Raw genomic sequence first — 25,709 nt, 5'->3', positions numbered from 1 at the left:
CTGGTGTCACAGCCGGGAGAGTAGGTGGCCGCCAACCCCAACAACCAGCACCCCCTCCGCCAATGCGGCAGGGGGTGTTTGCTTTTATAGCCACCCGGGAGAAAACCTGGCCACGGCACTCCTGTCCCTGGCCGTCCCACAGCGCTGGCTTTAACCCGGCTCACTCTCTCATCCCGAAAGGATCTTGCGGGCGAGCGGGAACAGCTTTGCTTCCCTGCACAGGGTCACCCTTATCCTGTCATCTCATCCCTTGTGAGACCAAACAGAATCCCCGAGCAGCTTTCCCGCTCAGCTCGAAACGGCAGGGGAGTTATTTGAGCAGCGCAGGAGAGGCTTTTCCGCCCCCAACAACCTCCTTCCCTTTCCCAAGCGTCCCCCTACCGCTTAAACAGCAGCTTATCCAGCTTCACCACCACGAAGACCAGGCTGCCTGCGGCGAGGGCGATAAGCAGGTCTTCCAGCGCTATAGGGACCAGCCGGAAGAAGCTTTCCATGAAGGGCAGGTAGAGCACGGCTAGCTGTAGTAAGACAGCGACTACGACCAACGCCGCTAGCAAGGGGTTCGTCTTAATGGAGAAAACAGAGTGGGCCGTAGAGCGGAGGGCCAGGGCCTGGAAGACCTGCCCGAAGCCGACGGTGGCAAAGATCATTGTCTGCCAGGTGAGGTCCTCAGGGTTCGCGGGATTAAAGTAATAAATGCCCAGGCTCAGGGAGATAGCGGCAATGGTAACTCCCACGACCGCCATCTGGTAAAAGTCTTTCTTTTCCAGAGCGCCTTTCTCCGGGTCCCGGGGAGGCCTGCGCATGGTGTCTTCTTCCGCGGGCTCTGTGCCCAATCCCAGTCCCAGTAAGCCATCCGTTAGCAAGTTCAGCCAGAGCAGTTGCAGGGGTTGCAGGGCGATGACCATGCCAAAGAAGGGGGCAATCAGCATGATGAGCACCTTGCCGATGTTGCCGGCCAGGGAGAACTTGATAAAGCGGACGAGGTTATCGAAAATGACGCGCCCTTCCTTCACGGCGGCCACAATGGTCGCAAAGTTATCGTCCAGCAGCACCATATCCGCTGCTTCCTTGGCGACGTCCGTTCCTGTGATGCCCATGGCTACCCCAATGTTGGCTTTGCGCAAGGCGGGCGAATCGTTCACGCCGTCTCCCGTCATGGCGACTACCTCTCCTGTCTGCTGAAGGGCGCTCACGATGCGGAGTTTATCTTCGGGCGATACCCGCGCATACACCGAGGACTTAGCTGTATAGCGCAGCAGTTCCTCCTCATCGGTGCGCTGCAGCTGTTCTCCGGAGACGGCCTCGGAATGGTCTGTAAAGTGCAGCTCCCGGCCAATGGCGGCGGCGGTGAGCGGATGGTCGCCGGTGATCATGATAGGGCGGATACCGGCCTGCTTACACTCCTCCACGGCTGCCTTCACTTCCTGGCGGGGCGGGTCGATCATGCCGGCGAGCCCGGCAAAGGTAAGCTCCTGCTCGATGTCCGCGTCCGTCTTGTCCGTCGCCAACCGGCGGAAGGCCAGGCCCAGGACCCGTATCCCGTTTTCAGCCAACCGGGCGTTGGCCGCATGGATCTTCTCTTTCCAGGCAGCATTCAGGGGCACCTCCTCGCCCTTTACCCACACCGCAGAACATACCTCTAACAGCGAATCAGGGGCCCCTTTGGTACAGAGTAGGAAAAGACTGTCCTGGAGGGGCTGTAAATAAGCCGGCAGCTGGCCATCCACCTGGTGGATGGTCGACATCCGCTTTCGGGTACTGTCAAAAGGCACCTCATGTACCCGGGGCAGCAGCTGGTTCAGTTGGTCTTTCCCGATGCCTCTCTTGGTGCCGGCCACCAGCAGGGCGGCCTCGGTGGGGTCTCCGATCACCTGCTCTGGCGTGGCGTCTTTCTCCAGGGTAGCGTCGTTGCACAGCACAGAGAGCGAGAGGGCAAAGTCAAGGGCAGCGGACACCTCTGGCGCTGTTGCTGCGGTATCCCGGGCGTCCAACTCGACCGTATGTTCCGGCAGCTCTACCACCGTTACCGTCATCTTATTTTGGGTCAGGGTGCCCGTCTTGTCCGAGCAAATTACCGTCACAGAGCCGAGGGTCTCGACGGCGGGAAGCTTGCGGATGAGGGCATTGCGTTTGAGCATGCGCTGGCCGCCCAGGGCTAAAGTAATGGTCACCACGGCAGGCAGGCCTTCGGGGACCACCGCCACGGCCACACTGACGGCTGTCAGGAACATATCGGCAGCGGCCTTGCCCATGAGCAGGCCCACCCCGAAGATCAGGGCCGCGGCGGCGGCGCCAAACATGGCCAGCATCTTGCCGAGCTTGTCGAGCCTTTCCTGCAGGGGCGTTTTGCTTGTCTCCACCGAGCCGATCATGTTGGCGATCTTCCCCAGCTCGGTTTTCATCCCCGTCGAAACGGCAATGGCCACGCCCCGGCCATAGGTCACCACGGTGCCCATGTAGGCCATGTTCTTCCGGTCGCCCAGGGGAATGTCCTCCTCCCCGATAGGGGCCGTGTCTTTGTCGATCGGCTCGGACTCCCCGGTCAGGGCAGCCTCCTGTACTTTCAGGTTGTGGGCTTCGAGTAGCCGCAGGTCGGCCGGCACCACGTTTCCCGCCTCCAGCTCTACCACGTCGCCGGGCACGAGTTCACTGGCAGGCACTTCCTCTGCTTTGCCGTCCCGCCGCACCCGCACTTTGGGCACCACCATGCGGTTGAGGGCCGACATGGCTTTCTCCGCCCGGTACTCCTGTATAAAACCCAGAAACCCGAAAAGGAGCACAATGGCCAGGATCGCCACCGCCTCCGTGGTCTTGCCCAGGAGCAGGGAGAGCAGCGCGGCAATGATCAGGATCACCACCATCACCTCCGTGAACTGCTGCAGCAGCATTTTGAAAGGGCTCTTCCGCTTCGCCTCCTCCAGTTTGTTCGGCCCGTATTCTTCCAGGCGGGAACCGGCTTCCGCACGGGAGAGGCCGTTTGCCGATGTGTTCAGCTCAGCGAGCGCTTCTTCTTTTGTTTTGGTATGCCAGTTTTTCACCATATCAGATCCATGTGGCTGTGTTGGTCTACTTTAACGTTAACTTGGAAGGGAGAGGTACTGTTTAAGCGAAGTGGGCGTTGTGGCTGCCGATAATGTCCTTTTTCACTGTGTATTCATCTACCCTTTGTCTAAGCTGGCGTAGCTTCTGCCTATCCTTAGCCTTCTGAGCCTATTGTTTCATCTTTAACTACATGCGCTCCACGTCTGGGGTAGGGGCCCTTCTGAAGCGAGGGCGCGTTTTTCCGCTCAGCGCTGTGTGTCTGAAGCTGCTCCTCGCTCCGCTGCGGGCTGCCTTCACTTCGTTCGGCACCGCAACAGCCACTAGGCGCATCGCAGAAGAACTGGTTAAGTTTTTTTCTTCGATCAGTAGAGCGTTCTTTTCTGAATAGAGCCAATAGGAGAGAGGAGCTCCGGTTATGCCTGAAAGGGGAGGCGCATGCCGATATGAAAGGAGTTGTGGTAAAAGAGAGGGGGCTGTGCTTGATTAATATACCTTCCCCATATAGCAAAGCAATAACTCCGGCTTCTTTTACAGGAGCCGGAGTGCTGAAATTTCACTGTACCCAGACTTCGTGCTTCATGCGCAGCAATGGCAGCTTTCTAATGCCCTTGTCTGCGATCGCTCTCTTGTAAGAGAGGCAAGCCTAGCGGCTTACTCCGGTAAAACCTTGTCCAGCAAGTTCAGAGTGGCGTCCGTTACTAATCCTACCGCCAGGTGCCCGGCCAGGCCCCTGGCGTGCGCCTGCCAGGGATAAGCGGTAGGCGGGGAGGCAAGCCCTGTCAGAGGAGCCAGTGTTTCATCCTGTAGTACAAACAAGCCTACCCCGAAGAGCGAGCCTTTTCCCGCACTCAGCCAGTCCACCTTGTGCCGCAGCACGCTGTAAAGCATCGCCGGGGCAATCCCCAGGAAGTAGTGCACGCCCTTGTAGGCGTAGAAATATTGCTCGTCCGACAGTTCTACGCCCATTGCGCTTGTTGCCTTGTCTACCGATACCTGCGACACGTAATGCCCGTGGACCTGTGCCTGTTTCTCCTGCGCAAAGGCCTTACGGTCCTCGTTCCGGTACATGTACCAGGTTACCCTGTCCATTGCCCACACCGATACGGCCCCGGCAATGGCCCCTTTTAATAGTTCTAAGGCTGTGTTTCTTCCGCTCGCCATCCTGCTTTTGTTAAAGTATGAACATGTATTCGTCTGTTGTATACTACGCCCTTAGCGGCGAGTAGTTCAGGCAAGTAGCAAGGACGGAAGGAGTAAAGGGCACCCCACCTTCTTCTTTAACTTAAAACGCGGCAACCCGCTCTGGCAGAAGCAAGCATTTCTAAAATAAGACAGGAGATGAAGAAAAACAGGAAGAACGGTCAGGTAATGGTAATGACAGGCGTTAGGAGCGGCATTGGCAGAGTACTGTGCTGGCATGGGCAGGCTGATTTTACCTGTTAAGGTGTACGCGAAGTATACTAGCGGCGATGAACAGGAAAGGTCATAAAGAGCCAGGGGGCGATTTAAGAGCTTAGCAACTTTATAACACATAAAAGCCACACAGGAGGTTCTATGTGGCTTTTTACTATCTATTTGCTTAGAGAGGCCAGTATCGTCCTGAAGCTATCCAGTCCAGCCTCCAGATTCTCAATAATATCTTCTGCTAACACATCTGGATCGGGTAGGTTATCCAGGTCGGCAAGTGACTTATCCTTTAGCCAGGTGATGTCCAGGCTGGTTTTGTCGCGGGCGATGATCTCTTCATAGGTGAACTTGCGCCAGCGGCCTTCCGGGTTCATTTCGGGGTGGTAGGTTTCGGTGCGCTTGTGGCGGTTCTCCGGGTTGTAGAGCGTGATGAAATCGCGCAAGTCCTCCAGCTTGAGCGGGTTCTTCTTTAAGGTATGGTGCACGTTGGTGCGGTAGTCATATACCCAGATTTCTTTGGTCCAAGGGTCTTTGCTGCTTGGCTTGTTGTCGAAGAACACCACGTTGGCTTTTACGCCCTGCGCATAGAATATACCTGTCGGCAGGCGCAGGATGGTGTGGATGTCGGTTGTTTCGAGTAGCTTCTTGCGTACCGATTCACCGGCTCCGCCTTCGAACAGCACGTTATCTGGCAATACCACTGCGGCCTGACCGGTTGTTTTGAGCATGCTGCGGATGTGCTGCAGGAAGTTGAGCTGTTTGTTGCTGGTGGTGGCCCAGAAATCCTGCCGGTTATAGGTCAGGTCTTCTTTCTCCTGTTCGCCATCTGCATTGGTAAAAGTTTGGCTGCTCTTCTTGCCAAACGGCGGGTTAGCCAGCACATAGTCGTAGCGCACTCCGGCGTCTGCAATCAGCGCATCGGCAGGGGAGATAAAGTTGTCGCTGTCAATGTCGCCGATGTTGTGCAGGAACAGGTTCATCAGCGCCAGACGGCGGGTGCTGGCCACGATCTCGTTACCGAAGAAGGTGTTATACTTCAGGAACTGCCGCTGCTCCCGATCCAGCTGGTGGTGCTCCACCAGGTAATCGTAAGCAGCCAGGAAGAAACCACCTGTGCCGCAAGCCGGATCGGCGATGGTCTTCATCGGCTGCGGGTTCACGCACTCCACCATGGCTTTGATCAGGGCGCGCGGGGTGAAGTACTGGCCGGCACCGCTCTTGGTGTCTTCGGCGTTCTTCTCCAGCAAGCCTTCGTAAATGTCGCCTTTGTCTTTCACGCCCATCATCAGCCACTGCTCGTTGTTGATCATGGCGATGATCTTGGAGAGCTTGGCCGGGTCCTGAATTTTGTTCTGGCTCTTGGTGAAGATCTGGCCCAGTATACCTTTCTCTTTGCCGAGTTCGCGCAGCATGATGGTATAATGCGCCTCCAGTTCAGCACCTTTCATATCAACCATGCTTTCCCAGTTGTATTCGGCAGGTATAGGCAGCTGGCGGTTATGCGGGGGCTTGGTATACTCGTCTGCCATCTTCAGGAATAGCAGGTAGGTAAGCTGTTCTAAATAGTCTCCGTAGCCAACACCGTCGTCGCGGAGGGTGTTACAGAAAGACCATACTTTACTAACTATAGCGGAGTTATTGTTACTCATTTAAAGGAGTTATGAAATGTATTTATAGTGACTTTATTTATAGCTATCAATCAGGAATAGTGATTATAAAGTCAATCAAAACTTAACTAATGGTATCAGTTGTTAAGTTCGCTTTGTAATAGTATGATTTTTTTTTCCTTAAAAGCCTAGTTAACACTAGGTGTTAAAAGGGGAGATTTCTTACTATAATATTCATCGAACTTTTTAAGGATTTCAGAACTATAAAACCGTTTGACTTGGCTTTTAGGATTACCCGGATCTAGATGTCGCTCTCTACAATATTTAGGTTGTTTTTCTAATTCTCTTCTCCTTGTGTGATATTCGTTATTTTCTTTAAAATCTGAATATCTAGACTTTAGTCTAAAAGTAAGGTCTTTATATTGAAATGGAAATCTTTCCTTTATATCCTCATCTTTCAAATTAACTTCGATTGCAGTTGGGCTATCCCCATATTTAACTAGTAAATCTGAGGTAGAAGAGGATCTGATAAATTTTGTTTCGAGCTGAAGGGTTAAATTATATGTAGAGTTTTCATCCGACGGTATAATGTTCTCCTTTAGTTCAATATGCTTTAATAGATTTTGAACTTGCTTAGTTTTATTATTTACTGAAAAGCTTTCAATTGTATCAAAATCATGATAGAAAGATAAGGGCATTAGGTAAAAATTATACTTTGATAAGTCATAATTAAACCACTCTCTTACAGTAGTTAAATAGTTTCTTAAAGTGGCAGTTCCGATTTCAAAAACCTTTTTACTTAAATACAAATCATCATTTTGAAAATGAATTGCGGCATCTCTAATTTCGAGTAGCAATTCAATGTTTTCAATGCAGGTAGTGTCAAGATTGATAGGTGATAGCCTACAGATTTCAAGACAGTTATTTATACCTAAAGTCATTGGGTTTCCACTTCTGTTCAGTTTAGGTGTTTTCCTGCTGAGCTTATTACCGTTCTTTCCTATCTTAGGAATCATTACATATACCGATTCAACTTTATTTTTATTCTTAGAAATGACTTTAGCTTTTAAAAGAAGCTCCCAAGCATTGATCATCAGTATAGAAAATGTTTCTTCTCTATAATCAAAATTCGGCTTATTGTAGATTTCAATTGCCGACAATGCTGCACTCACAGATTTATCTACAAAAGGTTTATATCTAGGGCTTCTCATATTAAGAAAAATTGGTTTTTATCACTAATTACTCAAAGCTAATTTGAAACTGACCTACTTTGCTTGCCTCATTCTGAAGCTGTTCAATGGTACATTTTGCTTTACCTGTTGTCACCAGCTTCCCCTCAAAAGCCTGCTTCAAAATACTCTGCTGCAATGTCTCTGCCTGTTGTATACCTTTAGTTATAATTTCCTCCACTTTGTCGCAAACACTTAAACGGCTTTCTATTTCCTGAACGATTTGGTTTTGCTGTTCTAAAGAACAGATTTTAAAGGGAGCGTTCATCAAGGCGTTTTTTGTTAATTTTTTTCTCCCTGTTGTTCCAGTTGTTAGGGGTAGGAAAGGATAGTATGCCAATTGGTAATTTAAGAAATCGATATTCAACCCTTTCTTTGGTTTTAAAATATGTGCATGATTATTTACCCATGATTTACCTGTGATTTTGTATGAAAAAGGCAGTTCTCTTCCTACAAAAGTTTCATCTTCCACGACCAAAATTAAAGGCTCATCAAATAGATAATCATCTATCCAACCGGTCCTGCCGTTTGCTCCATAATAAGGTATATCCCCATGCCTTTTAAGACGTTCTTCTTTATTTATAGGCTTTCTGCGGTTATCTAGACTTTCAGCTACTTCCACCATATTTACATTTCTCCATCCATCTGGCATTTTACCGTCTTTTATTACTGTATTAGTAAACCTCCCATCAAAAGCCCACTTGAGTACAGCCCGACGGTATACCTTGAGTTGCTTCAGGGCTGTTTCTAATTGTTCTTTGCCGTTTTCTAGTTCGCAAAACAGTTCTTCTATTTTAGCAACTATCTCCTGCTGTTCGGAGAGGGGAGGAAGTATAATAGGTAATGGAAAAATGTCTTTTTGGTATAAGGCACATATGTTAGTTGTTGCCTTCTTCCCTTTTAAAAGTATTTCTTTAAAGTGTGGGCTGTTGATCTGGTAATTAATGAAAGTCGGGTCTACATAATTCTTAAATCTTAAGCGAAGTAGGTTATTGTTATAAACACGAGGTATAGAAGCGTTTTTAACTATTCCAGTTTTACCAACAAGCTCAAAGCTATTTCTTGTATTAAGAAGTAAATCACCTTCTTCTAGATTATATTTTTCTGCTTCTTCCGATGATACATTAACATAAGCAATATCATTGTACAAGTGCACATTGCCACTTGTATCTATATTGTTCATTTTGACATAAGGCACGCCTTGACCGTTAGAGTTCTGTTCTTTTGAAGATTTGACTAAACCAATTTTTGAGTCAGTTATGATTTCCTCTAATGTTGTAGCTGTCCAGCCTTCAGGTAATTTGGGTATTTTGTACATTATAACTGTTAAGCCTTACGCTGCTAACTCCTCGTTTAATTCATTCATAATTTCGTCAGTCTTCTCCTGGAACAAAGACCACATTTTACCCAAGCCACCGTGTGCGTTAAAAGGGCTTAGGTCAAAGTCATCGCGCTCAATCCGGAAGCTGTTGGCAACATAATCTTTAATCATGCGGAGCCACTGCATTTGCTCTTCGCTGAACTTCAAAGCGCCTGCCTGCTTTCGGAATACCCAATCCTGAAAATTGCGGTCCACGGTTTTGTCGTAAGCCGTCAGTTTTTCGTCCAGACCGCTCACCCGCCGGATCAGCGCCACCAAAGCCATAAGTTCATTTTTCGGCTGACCTTCCACTTTCTCCAGCTGCTCGTAAGCCCGCCAAATGTTGAGCGGGGCCATGGCAGGTTTGTCGGCTTTCAGTGCCTCCACCAGTTCCTTCAGCATTTTATAAGTGAGCTCGCGCCGCTGGTAAGGCTGACCGTAAAAAAGCTGCAAAGCTACGATTTCTGTTTTGTGTTCTTCTATCCAGCTTCTGAAATCGCTTACCAGATTTTCGGCCTCTGCCTTATTATCCTTCACCCAACCAATGTTCACCAGTTCGTCTGGGTTAATGTGGTCGATGATCTGGTCATACTTCCGGCGGATATCCACCACAAAATCGCGCAGCTCATAGTCGTTGAACACAGCTACTGCCTGCTCTACTAGTTGCTGGTGCTGCTCCTGTATTTTGGCTTCAATGGTGTCGGGCGCAGCGCCCGTGTTTTGGGCTTTTACCTGCTCTGTTATACCTGCAATGGTATCCGGGTCGTGGGCGTGCAGCAACTGCTTCACCACCTGGTTTAAGGTATAGCCGTTGGCCTTTTCGGCAAAAGCCATCTTCTCTTTTTCGCTTATCTGCTTGTCGAGCCTGATCAGGCGGTTGGCCAGCGTGGTCAGCATAGCCTCGTCGGTATTGCCCATGGCTATACCTTCCAGCACCTGCTTCAGCGAGAGCCCCGGTTTTTTCTCCAGCGGTCGGCTGTCGGTCTTCCGGCTTTTCTCAACGCCAATGGCATCGATGATCACAAAATGGTCTTTGGTAAACTTAGCCGACGGCGTACCCGAAGCCCGCAGGTCCTCCAAACTCAGGGTGCGCGTGCCACGGCCTTTCATCTGCTCGTAATAGCTGCGGCTCTTCACGTCGCGCATAAACAGCAACACCTCCAAAGGCTTGATGTCGGTGCCGGTCGCGATCATGTCTACCGTCACGGCCACACGCGGGTAGTAGCTGTTGCGGAACTGCGTGAGCGTGCCCTTGGGGTCTTCGGTGCGGTAAGTTATCTTTTTGCAGAACTTGTTCTCCTCGGCAAACTCCTCCCGCACAATGTTGATGATGTCGTCGGCATGGCTGTCGCTTTTGGCGAAGATCAGCATTTTGGGCACCTCGAAATTGCCATCCTTGTCATACCTGTCAGGGAACATGGCCGGCAGGTTTTCCTTCACCGCTTTGGTGATCAGCCTGATCTGGTTCACGTTCACCACCTTGTCGTCGAGTTGCTTGTTGTTATACTCTACCTCTTCGTCGAGCGTGTTCCAGAACTGCTTGCGGGTGAGCTTTTCGCGGGTGCCCACATACTCGCCCAGTTCTATTTTTGCGCCCTGCTGCGTTACCTTGGTTACAATCTCAAACACATTGTAAGGCACCAGCACGCCATCTTCCACGGCTTTCTGGTAGCCATAGTCGCAGACAAGGTTTTGGTTAAAGTAGCCGAAAGTGCGGTTATCCGGTGTGGCCGTCAGCCCGATCTGGAAAGCATCGAAATAATCGAGCACTTGCTTCCAAAGATTATAAATACTGCGGTGGCACTCGTCTATCACCACGAAGTCGAAAAACTCCATCGGGATTTTCTCATTGTATACCACCGGCATCGGCTCTTTGGGCTGCCACTTGTTGCCTTCGTTCGGGTTTTCCTCTTCGTCCTTCTCGTCGAGCGGCGTACCCTTCAAAATAGAGTAAAGGCGCTGGATGGTGCTGATGTATACCTGACTGTCGTCTGGCACAAAGGAGCTGCTGAGTCGGGTGAGTCCGTACAGTTCCGGGAAGAGCCGGTTATCATCCTGCGGCTGAAATTTCTTAAACTCCTGCTCCGCCTGTTCGCCTAAGTTTTTGGTGTCTACCAGAAACAGCACGCGCTTGGCCTTGGCAAATTTGAGCAAACGGTAAATAAAGGTAATGGCTGTAAAAGTCTTGCCCGAGCCCGTCGCCATCTGAATCAGCGCCTTTGGCCGGTTCTGACGGAAAGATTGTTCCAGATTGGTGATAGCTTCTACCTGGCAGTCACGCAAGCCATCTGTTGGGAGCTCAGTTATATCGTAGAAACGGGCACGAAGCGTTTTCTCTTCCTTTATCCACTTCTGAAAGGTCTCGGGTCTGTGGAAGGTAAAAACAGAGCGGGAGCGGGGCTTTGGGTCGCGGTAATCGGTGAAGCGGGTCACTACACCTGTGCTTTCATATACAAATGGTAGTGGTCCATTATCAATATACTTTATATTGGCCTTGGCATAGTCTGTTGACTGATCTTCGTGCACCGTCAGTTTATGCCCCTCTTCCTCACGCTTCGCCTCAATAATGCCAACAGGCTTTTTGTCTATAAACAACACGTAATCAGCAGGACCGATATCCGTCTGCCATTCCCTTATAGCTATACCCATGCCCGCACTCAGGTTAAATGTCTTTTTATCCTGGATTACCCAACCGGAAGCAACAAGCAACTTGTCTATCTGGTCACGGGCAATCTGTTCGGGTGTTTGGTTCATAGGTAAGATCTGGTCTAATGCTGAGATTGTGTTGTAACGCTAAGTGACAATAAATATATAGTATTTTTATGATTTATGCCTAAATGCGTAATGATACTTTTTATAGTTTAACTGAATTTAGTTCAAGGATTGAGGGGCTGTTGGCCTGCTGTTTTAGGAGATTGTGGCAATCTTATTTCGGCAGGCATACAAATTTTTATATATTAGCTAAATTGTATGTTGTAACATTTGTCAAAGGTGGAACGGCTGGGGTGAAATTCAACTCAGTTCTTTAAAAAGGCTTTTAACAAAAAATCTAACTAACAATGGCTGAATGTATCCAATGTGGTGGCTATACAAAGTTTAATGGAGGGCACTGCTATACATGCTATAAAAGTAAAGAAGGTAACACAGTATCGGTGATGGAAAGGAAAGAGGCGACACCCCCAGGCAAACCGAAACAGGACATAAAAGAAAACACATGGGTTTACAACCTGATTAAGGGTAAGATAGCAGAGACTCTGGTAGAGCAACTGTTCCTCACGCTGGGCTTCCAGGTATTTAAGTACGGGATGGAAAATACCATACCTGGAATTATGGACTTGCTAAAAGGGGTAAGAGATGAGGTAGCCATGGAAATAAGAAGAATGCCAGACCTGGTAGTTTATAAAGATGGCAAGGCTCATTTCATCGAGGTTAAGTTCAGGGCCAGCGGCACCTTTCAACTGAAGGATATTGACAAGAACAAAGATTATCCTTACCAGAATGCTTTAATTTTGCTGGTCTCCAGGAAGCATATCAAGTGCATCTCTTTTCAGGAGTTAACCGAGGGCAAGGAGATAACTCCTACGTGTCGTAATTATTTGGGAAGCCGGAAGGAGTTCGAAACCGACAAAGATAAAATTATCGAATACTGCCAGTACGCTGTGAAGTTCTTCGAAAATGTGTGATGACTGAAGTTGTCCAATGCATGTTTTTGAACAGGTACCCCTGACTAAACAAGTACATTCCAGGTAGCACAATTCAAGACGCCGCACGACATGGCAAGATCAGCGGCAGGAAGGGGCAGTACTTGATGGTTGCTGAATATCTTCTTTGCTTCTTTCAGCGCTTCCCTGTCCTCTGCCAAATCAAACTGTGGAAAGAGGATAACATCTCCGATCCAGGCGAAGTTGATGTAGCATCCATGTGCAGAGAACTCGCCTTCCTCATTTTTTATATCCGTGGTGACGCCCGGAAAGCTTATCAGCTGCAGCCCGGTGTTTTTATGAGCTCTGTCATATTTAGCCCTCCAGGAGGGGCTCTCCGAGTGATAACCTGCCACCAGTAAAGTATTATCGTCTAATAGCCTCACCATTCCGTCTGCATGCCCTGACGTTTCATAGGGTAGGGAGGGGATCAGGTGTACATTTTCTACCTGAAGCACCTGTCGCAATTCCTGCAAAACAACTTCCTTCGGTACTGACTTATTTTCCTTAAAGACTCTCTCTGTAAGTACTACCGTATTTCGTGAGCGGATCAGGTTACCACCATCCAGAAGGAGTGCAGAATGTTTTAGTTTTTCGTCCAGTGCGACCTCTGTTTTTATTCTTTTAGTATCCGTGCGTAGGTGGCGATGTTTCTTAGTTTTATAATAGGAGGGGTCAAATACAAACTGGATAAAACTTCCCTTAGTTACCTGCACGGGCATGTAGTCCCTACACCACAGGTCATTGGTGTTTTGAATAAAGTCGTACCTGATCCCAGCTTTTTGCAGCGTTTTTTCTAAATATTGCCAAAATTTACGCAGCCCTGGCCGTTCTTTTATCAGGCTGCTGAGGTAAACGAAATTAGTATCTCTGTCAGTTACCACTACGCTGTCCTCCAGGTTATATTCACTGTCTCCGTCACATCGATATCGTCCGGCTCAAAATCCGGCGTCGCGTCGTAGGTGCTCATCATCTCGGCTTCGTAAAGGGGATAGTCGTGGCGCTGGGAGCGGATGGTCAGCTCGCGGTAGGAGTAGTCGATGTGCAGGATTTCCTTCAGTTCCACACCTGTGGCCCCGGCGATCAGGGCGGCATTCTCCTTCGCTTTGGCGATAGCCTGCAGGATGAGCTGCTGCTGGTGCTGCGAGGCGTCCTTTACCCCGAAGGTGATCCGGAAGTCCAGGTTGTCCAGCTTCCGGGCGATCTGGCCCAGCAGCTTGTTGATGAGGTGCTTGTCCAGCGGCAATTCCAGTTCCAGGCTGTGGGAGGCCTTAAAGCCGTTGAAATCGTACTTCTCGGTCTTCTTGTTCCAGGTAGTCTCTTTGCGGATACTAAAGTCTTTTGTCTTCAGGCTGTTCCGCTCCACACCCACCGCTTCCAGGATAGATCGTAGTTCCTCTACTTTCCTGTTCAGGGCGCTGACGGTCTTTTCGTATTCCCATTCCTGTGCGGAAGCATCGAAGGAGAGAAGGATCGTATCGGGCGCTACAGCTAGCTTTCCCTTGCCGGTGATCTGTAGTTTGCGTTCCATAGCTTTTCCTGCTTGTATTGGAAGGCGCGGCTGCCAGGGATTTCAGATATGGTTTGCCGTGCCTGTTCGCTCCTTCTGTATATGCGTACTACAATATATTAAAAAAATTAAATAGGCCGTAACCAGAATGGTATCTTTCCGCTTTAAAATTAGTAGGACCCAGGTAAGACCTGCTTGCAGGCCTCATGGTAGGAGGAGGATCTTTCTCCACCCGAAATTTCTAAACAAGGCACTCCTGATTTCTGTAGTATTAACCTGGCCGGAACAACCGGCTACACTTGCTATAAGATTATAAGAAACGATAAAATGACCACACCAGAAGAACGATTGAAAGCCCTGGGCATCACGCTGCCTGCTCCTGTAAAGCCCGTTGCCAACTATACCACGCACCTGCAGGTCGGAAACCTCCTCTACCTGTCGGGGCACAGCTACGGCGGGGACAGCCCCAGCGCCGTAGACAACGGCAAGGTGGGAAGAGACCTGACCACCGAGCAGGGCTACGAGGCAGCACGCAATGTCGGCATCTGCGTGTTAGCCACCATCAAAGCAGCCCTGGGCGAGCTAAGCCGGGTGAAGCGCATCGTGCGGGTGCTGGGCATGGTCAACAGCACCGACGACTTTCAGGAGCACCCAAAAGTGATCAATGGCTTTTCGGACCTGATGGGCGAGGTGTTCGGCGAAAAAGGGAAACACGTGCGCTCCGCTGTCGGCATGGGCTCCCTGCCGGGGGGCATTGCCGTAGAGATAGAAGTAACCCTGGAAGTAGCAGATTAGGCCCATAAGGAGAGCATCGCTCACAGACAGAGAGCGGCTTCAAACGTAAGATGCAGCGGATAGAAATCCAGCAGATAAAAAAGATAAAACACCTGTATATGTACAGTAAAGAAACGGATTGTGTGTACAATCGGCAGCAGCACCAGGGGGTGAATACGCCCATCTACACCTCCACAGCCAACAGGTACATCGGCTATGAGGAGATCCTGTACCCCCGGAACTTCAATACCGAAAACCAACTCGCCATTGTGGAGAAGCTCTGCCGCTTAGAGCAGGCAGAGGCAGGCATGATCTTCAGCTCAGGGGCGGCGGCCATCTCTACGGTGCTGTTCTCTTTCCTGAAAGCTGGCGACCACGTGCTCTTTTCGCAGGAAATCTATGGGGGCACCGTAAAGCTGGTGGTAGAGGAGTTCGCCAAGTTTAACATCGCCTACGATTTTGTGTCCGGCGCTGCCATGGAGAACATCGGGGCCATGATCAGGGAAAACACCAGGCTTATTTATACCGAGACGCCCTCAAACCCACTGCTTTCGGTGGTGGACCTGGAACAGGTGAGCAGGGTGGCCAAAAAGCACGGCATCCTCTCTGTGGTGGACAATACCTTCGCGACACCCATCAACCAGAACCCGATCGCGCTGGGCATCGACATCGTGCTGCACAGCGGCACTAAGTACCTGGGCGGGCACCACGACCTGTGCTTTGGGGTAGTGGTGACCTCGCAGCAGTTAAAAGACGCGATCTACCCGAGCGCGCTGAACTTCGGGGGCAGCCTGAACGGCCTGGACTGCTACCTGATCGAAAGGAGCCTGAAGACGCTGGCACTGCGGGTAGAGAAGCAGAATAACAATGCCCTGCAGCTAGCCAAAGCCCTGCAGGAAAACCCGGCGATCGGCAGGGTCTATTACCCCGGTCTGCCGGAGCACCCGAACCATGCCATCGCTGCCCGGCAGATGAAGAAAGGCTTTGGCGGGATGCTTTCCTTTGAATTAAAAGACACGAGCCGGACAGCGGCCTTTCTGAACAGGCTGCAACTCATCATCCCGGCCCTGAGCCTGGGCGGGGTGGACTCCACCATCTGCCAGCCGGCCACCTCGTCCCACGCCAGCTTATCGGAGCAGGAACGGCAGGAGCAGGGCATCACCGAGGGCTTGCTGCGGCTATCAGTAGGCATCGAAAGCGCAGGCGACCTGCTGCATGACATAGAGAGCGCACTGGCCTGAGGCCTTCCAAAATACTTGCTGCAACAGGAGCATACAAGGTGTTTAAAAGCGGCTTTTTTGTTTCCTGCCCCGCTGCGCCCGTTCTTTGCATTTTAAAGAACACGAGTACACATGGAGAATATACTGGATAAGGCCTACTCGGCGGAAGATTTCCGCCGGCAGGGCCACGCACTGATTGATATACTTGCCGATTACCTGGCGGATGCCACTACAGACAGGGAAGAAGTAAAAGCCATGCCCTGGCAGGACCCGGACAAACAGCTGGCCTACTGGCAGCAGGATTTTCAGAAACCTTTGCAGCAGCCACTGGACCTTTTCCGGGACGTGATGGCCAAGTCGATACAGGTGCACCGCAAGCGCTACATAGGGCACCAGACCACGCCTACCTTGCCCGTGACCATTCTGGCCTCTGCCGTAACGGCTACCCTGAACCAGGGGATGGGCGTGTACGAGATGGGGCCGGTGGGGAATACCCTGGAGAAGGTGATGACAGAGCACCTGGCCCAGAAGCTGGGCTATAGCTCCGAAGCCTCCGGCTTTGTGACCTCCGGCGGCTCCCTGGGCAACCTGACGGCCTTGTTGGCGGCGAGGGCGGCGGCTACGGATATCTGGAACGCGGGCTATGCGCAGGGGCAGCGCCTGGCGGTGCTGGTGTCGGAAGAGGCCCACTACTGCATCGACCGCGCCGCCCGCATCATGGGGCTGGGCGCAGACGGCATCATCAAAGTGCCGGTAAACGAGCAGTTTCAGCTGCGCACCGACCTGTTGGAGGAGTACTACCAGCAGGCTGTGGCGGAGGGCAAACAAGTGATCTGCGTGGTGGGCTGTGCCGGCACAACCTCCACGGGTTCTTATGATGACCTGGAGGCCATTGCAGCCTTTAGCGAGTCGCACCAACTCTGGTTTCATGTGGATGGGGCGCATGGCGCGCCTGCCGCTTTCTCGCCGAAATACAGGCACCTGCTAAAGGGCATCGAAAAGGCGGACTCCGTTGTAGTGGATTACCACAAAATGATGATGACCCCTTCGTTGTCGACGGCGCTGATTTTTAAGCGCGGCGGCGATGCCTACAAGACCTTTTCGCAGCGGGCACAGTACCTCTGGACGGAGCAGGAATCGGAGGAATGGTACAACGGCGGCAAGCGCAGCTTCGAGTGCACCAAGGCCATGTCGGTGCTGAGCGTGTACACCATGTTCAGGACCTACGGCGAAGACGTGTTCCGGGAGAACATAGAGCGACTGTATGGCATGGCCACTAGCTTTGCCGGCTTGATCAAGGAGAGGCCTGGTTTTGAATTAGCCTACGAGCCCGCCTGCAACATCGTGTGCTTCCGCTACAAGGCAGAGGGTGACGTGAGCAAGCTGAACCAGGAGATCAGGCGGTTGCTGCTGGAGGAAGGACGGTTCTACATCGTGCAGACCATCCTGAACGGCGAGCTATACCTGCGCGTGTCCCTGATGAACCCGCTCACCACGGAGAACGAATTACAGGAGCTGCTGGAGCAAATTGTGGAGAAAGCCGCTTTGGTAAGAGCAGTAGAGGCCTAAGTCTCTTTGCTTCTGCGCTTGCCTGTAGGGTACATGTAAATGGGAAGCTAACAGCAGGCGGATAGCCTGTTGATTTAGCCACACCTGACAAGCCCGGGTGAAGGATTGTCTTTTAGACCACTCCCATGCCCGGGCTTTTTCTGTTCTCATGTCCGTGATATACGTTTGCTGCCTGCACGCAACAGCTACACCATCTTGATTCCGTTTTTATCTAACAGGAGTCCCGGATAGATCTCCAAAGGTCGAGATGACAGAAAGATAAGAGAAAGCGGTAGAGGCAGTGCTCCATCCGTATAGTTAGAAGTATGGCTTCTCATAACTATTTCGTCTATGCCACGACGAACACAAGTAAAAACACGCTTTATCACAAACAATTTAGCCCGGCACATTCGTTAGCTCCCGCTCATAATAGATCAAATCCTTTTGCGGGAGTCCCGCAGGTTGCGTGCAGTAATAAATACGTTTTATATAGCGCCTTACCGTTAACTGGAGACCTGGATTCGCTTTCGCATAGACCGTGGATCCTTCAGGATACACGTTGTCCCTTATATTAATTTCTTTCATACTATAGGTACGCAGGAAGGGGGCCGGGCACCGGATAATACCCATCTATTTTCAGTCTGGCAGCCAAGTTCATTGGGTACAGTACCTTCTTGCTGGTCACTTGCAAAGACAACCCTTCTCCACCTGAAGGTTTATTGTGCCAATTTAAAGCCATATAACCTCTTCACAGCTAAAATAAAGTAGCGCCTCGCCCGCTTCCAGCTGCCAAATATGGAGCTGACTGGTTGCCCATCTGGCCTTCTAAGCGTATAAGCACACCGGTTAATAGTGTCAGCATCTTCTTTTTCTTAGTGAAAGCCTTAACCCCGGGGGGGCGACCTAGTATAATAACACAGGAAATACCATAACGCATATATAACAAAAAATCAGGAAAGCTTTTACAGGAAGCCTTGACGCTCGCTTCGCCAGATAACTTGCCTGTACCGCCTCCACCTTTTACGCTCCTAAGGTGGGTGTCATGTGTTTGTTCTAGTTCAATTTTAACCGATAAACGTTTTACTTATGAAACATGCTCTACAAGTGCGCAGGTTCGTGCGCTCCATGCTATTCAGTGCTGCCGTGGTAGCGGCAGCGGGTACTTTCACAGCCTGCGAACGAGAGATAGAAGAAGTAGTGGCTCCAGAAGAGGCCCTGCAGGCAAGCACTGAGAACGGCGCCATTATACCCGGTCAGTACATCGTGGTGTTTAAAGAAACGGGAACGCTGCGCTTAGACGCTACAGTGCCCTATGCCGAACGGGTAGACGCAGTACGCAACTTCGGGAAAGACCTGCTGGCTGCAAACGGTGTACAGGAAGTAGCCATAGCGCAGGCCTATGGCAAAGCGATCATGGGGGTGGCTGCCAGGCTCTCCGAAAGCGAGGTAGAAGCGCTCCGCCGTGACTCCCGCGTGGCCTACATCGAACCTGACCGCATGATGGTGTTAGGCAAGCCCAGTTTCGCCGGCGGTGGGGGGAAAGACGCTACTGTTCAGGAAACACCTTGGGGCATAACCAGAGTAGGTTCAGGTGTCGGAACAGGAACAGGAAAAATTGCCTGGGTGATTGATACAGGCATTGACCAAGACCACCCAGATTTAAACGTAAACACAAATCTCAGTTATTCTGTGTTTACAACTGGCCGGGACGCAACCCCGGATGATGGAAACGGACACGGGACACATGTCGCGGGTACCATTGCAGCTATAGATAATGAGATTGGTGTGATAGGGGTTGCCCATGGGGCGACCGTTGTGGCTGTAAAAGTACTGGATTCGCGTGGTAGTGGTTCCTATTCTGGCGTGATCAAGGGGGTAGATTATGTTGCTGGAAAAGGGAAGTCTGGTGATGTGGCAAATATGAGCTTGGGAGGGCCAGTGTCGCAGGCACTCGATGATGCGATCACAAGAGCTTCTGCAAAAGTTAAGTTTGCCTTGGCAGCTGGGAATGATGGCGCTGATGCCAATAACTCTTCTCCGGCACGTGTGAATGGTACGAATATCTATACAATTTCAGCGATAGATGTAAATGATAAGTTCGCGAGCTGGTCCAACTGGGGAAACCCACCAGTAGATTATGCTGCGCCAGGTGTTGGGGTTAAGTCTACCTGGAAAGACGGTGGCTATAACACGATCAGCGGTACATCTATGGCAACGCCGCATGTGGCAGGCTTGTTACTTTTAGGCGCTGTTAGAGAGGATGGGTTTGCATCAGGAGATCCGGATAGAAACCCTGACCCGATTGCTCATACAAATTAGTTTTAATATAAACAGGAAGGGGCAGCTGTTTGGCTGCCCCTTCCTGTCATTTCGAGCTTAACGAGATACCTAACTAGAACTCCTGATAGATTTCTCCTTTTGTCGAAATGACAGGAAGAATGGTATTCGGGAGGACACGAAGGTAGTGTAGGAGTCTCATAGCTTACGTGAATGCCGTTGCCTCTATCAGGAAGTGAAGCTGTCGCTATAAGCCACAAGACCCTTTCAGGTGACGGAACAATATGACCGGATCTGGTAAAATTGAAATGAAACGACCCCATCTTCAAGGGGAACAGTTGTTCGGGCCAGGTGTTCCTGTTAGCAGGTGTTTTGTAGCTGCACCAGTGGAACTGCTATATAACCAAAAGCTCCAGCAGTAAGCTGGAGCTTTTGGTTCTTATAAGAACGATGTCCACTAAAAGTAAACGGCTGGTTTCTGTATATTTAGGGACTTGTTGTTTACTATTCCGGCAACTCTACCGTGCCCAGGTCTTTTATCTGGTTCTGTGAAACGCTTACGTTCTCCACGGTCTGGTTGTGCGCGTCGTCCTCGGTGTAAAACTTAACCGTGTAAGTACCTGCCGGCACACCTTTTATCAGGAAGTCGCCGCTCTCATTGGCAAAGCCGCCGATGGTGTCCTGTTCAGCAGAGATCACGTAAATGCCCGGCTCGTATTCGGCAGGCGTCACTTTTCCTTTTATGCCTCCGGCTACTGCCTGTGTAATGGTGCGGATCACGGGCTTCAGGTTGTACTGGCCGTTGCCTCTTGGCACCACAGACTTGGCCGCGTCGAAGTCCAGCAAGAGCACGTAGGTTACGTCGCTCACCAGTTCGGCGTTAATGTCCAGCTTTACGCCTGACTGCTGCCCGCTTGGTGTCTTGAGCGGCGTAACGGTTCCATCCTTTAGCTTAAGGGAGTTGTTCTCGCCCAGGATAAGGCGGATCTGCGAAATCTTACCTGCCGGTAAGGTAGAGCTGGCCAAAAGCGTGTCTTTTCCGTTGGCAAAGTCGAGCAGGTTATACACGCCCGGGTTTATTTCGTCCAGGGTAATCCAGCCTTCTTCGTCCCCATCAGCCTCTTTGTGCACCTGCACGGACTGCACGTCGATGTTAACTTCTTCGTAGTCACCAGGCGAGTCAGTCATGCGCACCTGCATCAGCGTTGTGCCGGTGTTTTCGCTGTCGCTGTCACAGGCGCTGAAGCCCATGAGGCAGCCGAGCATTAGCGGGAACAAAAGTTTTCTTTTCATAAGAATTGTACGTTTAGGTTATGGGGCAAATATCCTACACGAAGATGAAGAGAAGATGAAGAATTAACAAACAGCTATATTTTTATTCAGGAGCCGCCTGCACAGAATCTTTTTCGGGGCAGGCAGGGGCAGGATGACTTTGGAGTGCTAGGAAAGAAATTGCACAAAGAAATGTATTTGCCAACTGCTTAAAAGAGACAGGTACATTTCTCTTATACATGCTCCAGGGAGCGCAGCCGGGCAGAATGGTGTGTGGCTTCGCATAAGAGCTCTTCGCCTCGAAAATACAGGGCCATGCGTACCCAACCCAGAGCTGCCGGCAGGCTGGGTTCTGCTTCCAGAATCCCCGATCGTACCTTCAAGCCGAGGTAGTGGTGCTGTAGCATGGTCAGGGTACCGGCCATGGCTCCTAAATGGATGCCTTCTGCTGTCCCTTTGTCTTTCGGCGACAGGTCCACCTGTTGCGTCTGGTCAAAGATATGCCAGGAAGCTGTCGGGTCTAAAGCGGCCAGTGCACCTGCAAACACGATGCGGGAGAGGGTGGACTCGTGTGCCGCATGGGATAGGTGGCGCGTCAGGGTGCGTTTAAGGGTATCAGTACTGAGGGTGTAGCCAAGATGATCGAACAGGCGGATCAGCTCCTCTGGTGAAAACAAATACAGCAGGAGGGGAGTGTCCGCCTGCTTGGAGACCTGATAGCGCTCTACCGAGTCGCCCATGGCGTACAGCGTCCAGTCCAGGCGGTGCTGCCCGTGCTGTTTCCGGAAGGCCTCCAGGTCCAGCTTTTGCAACTGCTCGAATCCCTCGAACTGGCTTAAGGTACCGTCCTCCAGAAAGACTACCCGTAGCTTCCGGCTTATCCTGTCCCACTGGGCAAGCTCATCTGTGCCCAGGCTCAGTTTCTTCTGTAATTCCTGCTGGCGCTGAGAAGAAAGTTGTTCCAATACCTCAGGCACCTGTCGGAGCACCCAGGCCGCCATCACGTTGGTGTAGGTGTTGTTTCGGATGCCGGGAGCCGGGGCATTAGGGTACTGCGTGTGGTACTCATCGGGCCCCACGACCCCCTGTATTTCATAACGGTCCAGCGACGCGTTGTACTGGGCGACACTTGCCCAGAAGCGGGCAATTTCCAGGAAGAGTTCTGCTCCGTAGTCTTCCAGAAAAGACTGGTCGCCGGTAACCTGCGCGTAATACCAGATATTATAGGCAATGGCTGCCCCCACGTGGCGCTGCAGGCAGGTATTGTCCACCATCCAATGGCCGGAGAGCAGGTTTAGTTGAATCGGGGGTGTCTCTTCCTCGCCGTCACTGGCACTGCGCCAGGGAAACATGGCCCCGCGGTAGCCCTGTTGCGCTGCCAGTTGCCGGGCCGCCTCCAGGCGGCGGTAACGGTAGTGCAACAGGGCCCTGGCAGAAGCGGGAAAGTGGAAGGTCAGGAAGGGGAACACGAACAGCTCATCCCAGAAAACCTGCCCGTGGTACTCTTCTCCCTGCCAGCCGCTGGGAGGCACGCCTACGTCCATTTCTGTGGTGTGAGGGGAGAAGTTCTGCAGCAGGTGAAAAATGTGCAGGCGCGCATAACAGAGCTGTTCGGTATTATCCATCTCGATCTGGCAGCGCTGCCACAGTTGTGCCCAGGCACTCCGGTGCGCCTGAAAGAGGACATCAAAGTTATCAGCAGTTTGAACCGCTTCCCGGGCGGCCTGGCGGCATTCTGCTGCGGGTAAATCAAGCGAGGTGTAGAGGGCCGCCACTTTCTCGATGCCTGCCATATCGCCTTCTCTCAAAGGCACGTGCAGGTAACTGGAGACCCGCTGCGGCTCTGTCTTTGAGGTGCGCGTGCCAGTACCTGTGCGGCCATTTACCTGCAGCCTTGTGCGTGCGGCCAGGGCAATGGTGCTGTGGGACTGGTTTGTTTGGGCGAGCAACTCCAGATTATCCTCTCCCCAGGTACCTGCATGCTGCGTTTCCAGGTGGTGCCGGTTGTAAGGGGCATAGCGCTTTACGTTGTTGTTGATGATGTTGCCGTCCAGGCCGGTACAAACCTCCAGATCGCCCGACCAGTTTACGGCGGTAAGTTCCAGGGAAAGTGCCATCAGGTTAGGCTGTGCCATGCTCACGAAGCGCCGTTCCTGCAGCAGGGTCTCCCGCCCCTGTTGGTCCCGGAAGCGCACCATACGGGTGAGTAGCCCCTGTTGCAGGTGCAGTGTCTGCTCATAGGCCTGTAGCTGCACCTTATCCAGCGAAAACCAGTCGCCCTTATCTAGGCGGAAGGTGAGCGGCAGCCAGTTCGGCAAGTTCACCATGGACTCGTTTTTCACTTCCTGCCCTTGTATGTGGCTGGTCAGTTCGTTGTAGCAGCCCACGCGGTAAGTGCCAGGGTAGTGAATGCGATCATCCTGCGACTCGGGGGCAGCAGCACGGGAAACGAGGCATCCGTTGCCCAAGGCCATCAAAGCCTCCCGGCGTCCCTCATCGGCCGGATCATAATGATCGAAATGAATGCACCAGTTATGTATGACCTCTTTGTTCCTGTCCCTCATAGCTTCCGGACCTTGTCGATGGTTTGCGCATAAAAGTGCCGGATCTGGTCTCTGTCAGGGTAGGCGGGTTGGGACCCATAGCCGGTCGTGGTGGCCAGGGAGGCCGCCGAAGCAAAACAGGCGGCTTCCTGTAGCGGGCGCTTTTCCAGCACGGCAACGGCGAGGGCACCGGCAAAGGCATCGCCTGCCCCGGTGGTGTCTACTACATCTATGGGCAGCGGCGGTACGTGCAGGCAAGTGCCCTCGTTCGCAGCCAGACAACCGCCTTCCTCCAGTTTTACCAGCACGGTCTCCAGCCCTTGTTCCAGTAGCTGGCGGGCTGCCTGGGCTGCCTTGTCTACCGAGTCAGGGCGAATGCCGGTCAGGCCCTCCGTCTCGGAGGCATCGGGCACGAGGTAATGGAGCTTCGCGAATAAATCCCGGTTTACCCGGTCGGTAGGAGAGGGATCCAGGATTATGCGGAAGCCCTTTTCGTGGGCAGCCTGAATGGCGCTATCCACGATAAAAGGGGCTACTTCATAGTCGACGACGAGCACGGAACCAGCGGGTGCCTGTTGGATAGCCGCCGCTACCTCCTCGCTGTCCTCTTCCTGCCAGGCATCGTTGGCATTGGGGGCCAGGATGATCTGCTTTTTTCCATCCTTAGGAACGGCGATCATGGAGACACCCGTCGCTACCTGATCGATGGCCCGGACATGCGAGAGATCAACGCCCATGTCCCGCAGCGCCCCGAGCGCCTGCTCCTTCAGGTCGTCGTTGCCCACGTGGGCAATAAGCGAAGCCGCCACTTCCAGCCGGCGGGCCAGAAAAGCCACGTTGGCCCCCTTGCCACCGCTCAGCCGCAGAAAGTCGTGCCCCAGCATCGTGGTCGTACTGCCCGGCTTTTGATCCACGCGGACCTGATAATCCGCATTCACGCTGCCGAGTGAAAGAATAATCCCTTGCGCCATATCTTGCGTTTCGTTGTCAATGCCCCAGCAGGGAAGGCTGCTGAGGGAAGGACGGAGAGCAAGCTCTGCCCTCCTTTTCCCTGTCAGGAAAAGCACATTTGTTTACGCGACAACGGCGAAAAGTTTTTTTAACTGTTTTGGGGATGTTTCCGGAACAGGAGAAAAAAGACAAGGGGCTATCATTTCGAAAACGATAGCCCCTTCATAAAGCTTATAAAAAACGGAAGCGGTAAGGACCGCGAAAACAGACAGGAAAAGGAGAGAGGCTCTCTACTCCAGCTTTTTGATCTTTATATCCCGGAACTCAATCCCCTGCCCCTCGCTCTGCAGGGCGATGTACCCTTCTGTCAGGCGTTTCCCGTCCTGCTTGATGGCTGGATCGTATCCATTGGCCACGTCGCCCCCTATTTGTGGGCGGGTATATTGTAAAACGGTGTCGCCGTTGATCAGGTGCGTGACGAGGGAATCGCCGTGTACGATCAGCTCTGCTTTTACCCATTCATTCCACGCGTACGTGTCGGAAGAGGAGTTAATGCAGTGCCTCGGGTCCATTTTGCCTTCATAAAATACTTCTGTTCCCGGAGAGCACATGTTGCCTGTGGGGCGGGGATTGCCGTCGCCGGCATCTGCCAATAACTGGAATTCAACGGAGATGGGCCAGTCCTGCTCTTTGAGAATAGTGCCGGGGGCCTGTGCGTGGAACATCACGCCGCTGTTTCGATACGTGTAGTCCGGGGCGTCCTCCAGCCATTTGTCCGTGAACCGGTATTCCCAGGTTAAATGGAAAGAGGAAAAAGGCTCTTTGTAAAACAGGTGCCCGTAACGGTTCTCAAAGTCCTGGTACCCGTCATAGTTCACCTGCAGCACCCCGTCATTCACCCGGAACGTTTCGGCATAATTGTCCCCCACCTCATGGTGGTGGATTTTAGGCGTCCAGCCGTCGAGGTCCTTGCCGTTGAATAAAGTCTGCCATTCATTTTCCTGCGCATGTGCTGTTTCGGGAGAACTTGTAGAGCAGGCCGTGCCTGCCAGCAAAAAGGCGCTGCACAGGAGCATGTTCAGGTAAGAGGCAGGGGTTGCTAGGGGTGCCGCAATCATAGGTTTTTCAGGTTAAGGTGAGGGAGAGCTTCTGCATCAGCCGTTCTTTTCAAAGCGCTCAGCGTGGCTTTACTTCCTCAATATAGGAATTTTGAAACATTTATACGCTGCTGTTTTCGTCTCAGAAAGCAGCTTTTTTGTTCTTGA

18 protein-coding genes are annotated in these 25,709 nt (G+C 51.7%); 5 read left to right on the top strand and 13 right to left on the bottom strand.

What is annotated here, in order from left to right; genetic code table 11:
- Positions 1–377 precede the first annotated feature (377 nt).
- The 7 genes from CHB92_RS21745 to CHB92_RS21720 form a co-directional block, all read right to left on the bottom strand.
- A complete protein-coding gene (locus CHB92_RS21745; protein WP_089321348.1) occupies positions 378–3,044 on the bottom strand; it encodes a cation-translocating P-type ATPase in 2,667 nt (888 codons plus the stop codon).
- Positions 3,045–3,231: 187 nt separating this feature from the next.
- Positions 3,232–3,375 carry a hypothetical protein gene (locus tag CHB92_RS25930; RefSeq protein ID WP_179223128.1) on the bottom strand — a complete coding sequence of 48 codons (144 nt, stop codon included), beginning with the start codon at positions 3,373–3,375 and terminating at the stop codon, positions 3,232–3,234.
- A gap of 321 nt (positions 3,376–3,696) precedes the next feature.
- Positions 3,697–4,206, bottom strand: coding sequence for a DUF1440 domain-containing protein (locus CHB92_RS21740; protein WP_089321347.1), 510 nt, complete (start codon positions 4,204–4,206; stop codon positions 3,697–3,699).
- Between the two features lie 410 nt (positions 4,207–4,616).
- Positions 4,617–6,101 (bottom strand): class I SAM-dependent DNA methyltransferase, encoded by a 1,485-nt coding sequence (locus CHB92_RS21735; protein WP_089321346.1) that lies wholly within the window; start codon positions 6,099–6,101, stop codon positions 4,617–4,619.
- A 146-nt stretch (positions 6,102–6,247) separates the two neighbouring features.
- Positions 6,248–7,270 carry a DUF3644 domain-containing protein gene (locus CHB92_RS21730; protein WP_089321345.1) on the bottom strand — a complete coding sequence of 341 codons (1,023 nt, stop codon included), beginning with the start codon at positions 7,268–7,270 and terminating at the stop codon, positions 6,248–6,250.
- Positions 7,271–7,298: 28 nt separating this feature from the next.
- Entirely contained in the window at positions 7,299–8,606 is a 1,308-nt protein-coding gene (locus CHB92_RS21725) for a restriction endonuclease subunit S (protein ID WP_089321344.1), read from the bottom strand.
- Between the two features lie 15 nt (positions 8,607–8,621).
- A complete protein-coding gene (locus CHB92_RS21720) occupies positions 8,622–11,402 on the bottom strand; it encodes a type I restriction endonuclease subunit R (RefSeq protein ID WP_089321343.1) in 2,781 nt (926 codons plus the stop codon).
- Positions 11,403–11,803: 401 nt separating this feature from the next.
- On the opposite strand from CHB92_RS21720, the gene CHB92_RS21715 reads away from it, so the two are divergent.
- The gene (locus CHB92_RS21715) at positions 11,804–12,331 is read left to right on the top strand and encodes a hypothetical protein (RefSeq protein WP_218824292.1); all 528 of its coding nucleotides are present in this window, start codon (positions 11,804–11,806) and stop codon (positions 12,329–12,331) included.
- Positions 12,332–12,375: 44 nt separating this feature from the next.
- Here CHB92_RS21715 and CHB92_RS21710 read toward each other — a convergent pair whose 3' ends face one another.
- Entirely contained in the window at positions 12,376–13,233 is an 858-nt protein-coding gene (locus tag CHB92_RS21710) for an agmatine deiminase family protein (RefSeq protein ID WP_089321341.1), read from the bottom strand.
- Positions 13,233–13,880 carry an SIMPL domain-containing protein gene (locus tag CHB92_RS21705; RefSeq protein ID WP_089321340.1) on the bottom strand — a complete coding sequence of 216 codons (648 nt, stop codon included), beginning with the start codon at positions 13,878–13,880 and terminating at the stop codon, positions 13,233–13,235. The genes CHB92_RS21710 and CHB92_RS21705 overlap by 1 nt, the downstream gene beginning before the upstream one ends.
- Before the next feature lie 306 nt (positions 13,881–14,186).
- Between CHB92_RS21705 and CHB92_RS21700 the strand changes: the two genes are divergently transcribed.
- The 4 genes from CHB92_RS21700 (at position 14,187) to CHB92_RS21675 (ending at position 19,720) form a co-directional block, all read left to right on the top strand.
- A complete protein-coding gene (locus tag CHB92_RS21700; protein WP_089321339.1) occupies positions 14,187–14,654 on the top strand; it encodes a RidA family protein in 468 nt (155 codons plus the stop codon).
- Positions 14,655–14,752: 98 nt separating this feature from the next.
- Complete coding sequence (locus CHB92_RS21695) at positions 14,753–15,874, top strand: trans-sulfuration enzyme family protein (protein ID WP_089321355.1); 1,122 nt, start codon at positions 14,753–14,755, stop codon at positions 15,872–15,874.
- Between the two features lie 111 nt (positions 15,875–15,985).
- The gene (locus CHB92_RS21690) at positions 15,986–17,422 is read left to right on the top strand and encodes a pyridoxal phosphate-dependent decarboxylase family protein (RefSeq protein ID WP_089321338.1); all 1,437 of its coding nucleotides are present in this window, start codon (positions 15,986–15,988) and stop codon (positions 17,420–17,422) included.
- Between the two features lie 1,065 nt (positions 17,423–18,487).
- Positions 18,488–19,720, top strand: coding sequence for a S8 family peptidase (locus tag CHB92_RS21675; RefSeq protein ID WP_089321335.1), 1,233 nt, complete (start codon positions 18,488–18,490; stop codon positions 19,718–19,720).
- Positions 19,721–20,182: 462 nt separating this feature from the next.
- Here CHB92_RS21675 and CHB92_RS21670 read toward each other — a convergent pair whose 3' ends face one another.
- The 4 genes from CHB92_RS21670 to CHB92_RS21655 all read right to left on the bottom strand — a co-directional run bounded on the left by CHB92_RS21670 (position 20,183) and on the right by CHB92_RS21655 (position 25,562).
- Positions 20,183–20,971 carry a DUF4382 domain-containing protein gene (locus CHB92_RS21670; protein ID WP_245842793.1) on the bottom strand — a complete coding sequence of 263 codons (789 nt, stop codon included), beginning with the start codon at positions 20,969–20,971 and terminating at the stop codon, positions 20,183–20,185.
- A gap of 212 nt (positions 20,972–21,183) precedes the next feature.
- Complete coding sequence (locus CHB92_RS21665) at positions 21,184–23,514, bottom strand: glycoside hydrolase family 65 protein (RefSeq protein WP_089321333.1); 2,331 nt, start codon at positions 23,512–23,514, stop codon at positions 21,184–21,186.
- Entirely contained in the window at positions 23,511–24,464 is a 954-nt protein-coding gene (locus CHB92_RS21660) for a ribokinase (protein ID WP_144266363.1), read from the bottom strand. Before CHB92_RS21660 ends, CHB92_RS21665 begins: the two co-directional genes overlap by 4 nt.
- A gap of 270 nt (positions 24,465–24,734) precedes the next feature.
- Positions 24,735–25,562, bottom strand: coding sequence for a 3-keto-disaccharide hydrolase (locus tag CHB92_RS21655; RefSeq protein ID WP_245842792.1), 828 nt, complete (start codon positions 25,560–25,562; stop codon positions 24,735–24,737).
- Positions 25,563–25,709 lie beyond the last annotated feature (147 nt).

Origin of the sequence: Pontibacter ummariensis (assembly GCF_900188175.1) — a bacterium.
Classification (GTDB): Bacteria; Bacteroidota; Bacteroidia; order Cytophagales; family Hymenobacteraceae; genus Pontibacter; species Pontibacter ummariensis.
Note: the sequence above shows the minus strand (reverse complement) of the source record. Positions and strands in the feature narration are given on the sequence as shown.